Origin of the sequence: Rhodococcus sp. EPR-157, assembly GCF_001647195.1 — a bacterium.
GTDB lineage: Bacteria > Actinomycetota > Actinomycetes > Mycobacteriales > Mycobacteriaceae > Rhodococcoides.
The window spans coordinates 1-2,385 of the sequence record NZ_LVCV01000389.1; the positions used below are offsets into that span (position 1 = coordinate 1).

Here is a 2,385-nt window from a genome sequence, read left to right on the forward strand (position 1 = left end):
CCGATCTGCCAGAACACGTTGCAGGGGTTGGCACCTCGGATCATGGCTACGGTCGAGTTCGGGGCGGTGATCAGCGACGAACCGACCTGGAAGATGAAGACTGCGGCAGGATCGTTCTCCGCGTCGAGCGTGACAGTTCCGGTCAACCCGAGCGTGCTGTCGGCCTTGTAGATGCCCGGTGCCAGTGTCTGTCCGCCGAGATCGACCGAGGCGACTGTGGCAGGTGTTCGACCAGCGGCATCGTTGTACGCGGTCGTGAGATCGGATTGTGCTTGCAACGCAACAGCATCCGCGGCGTGGATTACACCGTTGTTCACCGAGCCCGGGGGGAAGCCCACCACGGCGGTGCCCGGGCTGACGCCCAGGTCGCCGGAAATTGTGGACGGTCCTGTGTTGGTGACGGTCTGTCCGGCGAGCACGGCGAAGCTCTCTGCGGTGCCGAGTCCGACTGTCGGCACCGCAGCCGAGGCTGTGCCTGTCGTGAACACCAAGATTGTGGCAGTGGCGGCTGCGACGGTCGCGACCAGCGCGCCCATCATGCGACGAGGAGTGGGACCTTGCTGAAGTCGAGCGCGAGAACTGTTGGTATGCATCTGAATTCGATCCTTCTGTACCATTTGCACATGCAGCATCGACATCGCTGCGGCAGGTGCTTTGAATACCTGGCGTCCCCGACTGGAGGGAACGGGAGGTAGGAGAAGTGCCCACTCGAATCGAGGGTGCGGCGCCCCAGTTCTGGAGGCGGACTATCGATCCGGGCGTCTGCTGACGATCGTGCCGATCGTGGATCGAAATTTCGAATCCGCGAGCGAAATGTGGCCGAGCGAAGATCACTCGAACCTGGCAGGCTTTCCCCGTATCGCTACGGCTTAGGGCTTTAGCAGAACACCTGCGGACATGCAAAGTCAACAAAATACCGTCCGGAACGAATGGTTTTTTTGCGCGCTGCATAGCAGGCAAATAAACCGTTTGCCATTTTGGACGGTACGTACGCTTGGAAAGCGCTCCCAAATGCTTTGGCTAACAAAAGAGTAATGACCCCGTGTGCACGGTCCAATTGGGCACGTGCACCATCGGGGTCAGCTCTGTCGGAACTCGAAGTCTCTGTGCGACTGTGCGGTTGAACGATGTCATCCGACAGCATCGCGACTACACGAGTATTGCTATGGCCGTGGCAGTTTCACTGACCGGCTTGTAGGAGGTCTGTGTTCGGCCGATTTCTCGAGGTCACGGATGAGCTCGGTGACCGTCCGGTCGCGGGTCAGCTTCCACTCCAGCACCGGATTGAGAATTCCACGCAGCCAGAAGTAGGGGGCCCAGACGGCAGGAGCAATCGTACGCGCGCGGCGAGTGCGGACGCTGCGCACCAATAACTCGGCTGCTCGGTCTGCGGGCAGCCGCCGATTCAGCGGCCACGGCAGCAATTCGCCGATCCGACGGCCAACAGGGTCGTTGTCGAGTGTTCCCCGTGCCAGATCGGTATCCACGACGCCGAAGTAGGCGAGTCCCGCCGAGGCTCCGACTGCGGCGAATTCGATGCTCAGCGCGCGTCCCAGTTGCTCCACGGCAGCCTTGCTGACCATGTACGGAGCGCCTCCCATGCCTGGAGTGAACGCAGCGCAGGATGATACGAGCACGATGTGCCCGCCGCGGGCGACTACTTCGTCTGCGCTTGCGCGCACGATGTTCAGGACGCCGCCGAAGTTGACGGCCATCACGGCGTCGAAGATGTTCTTGTCCACAGTGCGGATCGTTGCGGGAGGCGGCGTTATTCCTGCGTTGGCGATGACGATGTCGAGGGCGCCGAACTTCTCTACTGTTCGAGCGACGCACGCCACCATCGCCGCAGAGTCCGTGACATCGGCCGCGAGCAGGAGTACGCGATCGCACTTGATCGCGTCCGCGGGTATGTCGCGGTCGACTACCGCGACGGATGCGCCCGCGGCCAGGAGCTTCTGCACGGTGGCAGCGCCGATTCCGCGTGCCCCGCCGGTCACCAGAGCAACTGCACCTGTCAATGCGAGCTGACGTTTCATGCGGAGGCCTCCGATGTTGCAGGCTCGGCTTCGACGACGGGTGACGCCGATCGAGTGCGGTACCCATAATGGTCGAGCTCGATCGCGGACATGCGCCGGGTGAAGTTACGTACGGATCCAGGCCAGTAGGTGACGTTGCGGCCTGATGGACTGAGGTAGTAGCTGCTGCATCCGCCCGAGTTCCATACCGATCCTGCGAGTCGGGCATCGGTGTACGCGGCGAATTCGGCCTGCGCTTCGCTGCTGACTTCGAGAGCGACGATGGACTTGTCGTCCATGACGCGCAGCGCCTCGAGTATGTACTTCACCTGTGCCTCGATGGTGACGACCTGTGAGGTGTAGACCACCG

The 2,385-nt window shown here is 61.8% G+C and carries 2 protein-coding genes and 1 pseudogene; all 3 read right to left on the minus strand.

Features of this window, described 5'->3' with window-relative positions; genetic code table 11:
* The coding region (locus tag A2J03_RS17610) for an ice-binding family protein (protein WP_231912577.1) at positions 1–593 on the minus strand (593 nt) is incomplete at its 3' end.
* Positions 594–1,163: 570 nt separating this feature from the next.
* Positions 1,164–2,036, minus strand: coding sequence for an SDR family NAD(P)-dependent oxidoreductase (locus A2J03_RS17615; protein ID WP_068376349.1), 873 nt, complete (start codon positions 2,034–2,036; stop codon positions 1,164–1,166).
* Positions 2,033–2,385 (minus strand): annotated as a pseudogene (locus A2J03_RS31175) (cyclohexanone monooxygenase); the annotation flags it as partial. The pseudogene A2J03_RS31175 and the gene A2J03_RS17615, both read right to left, overlap by 4 nt.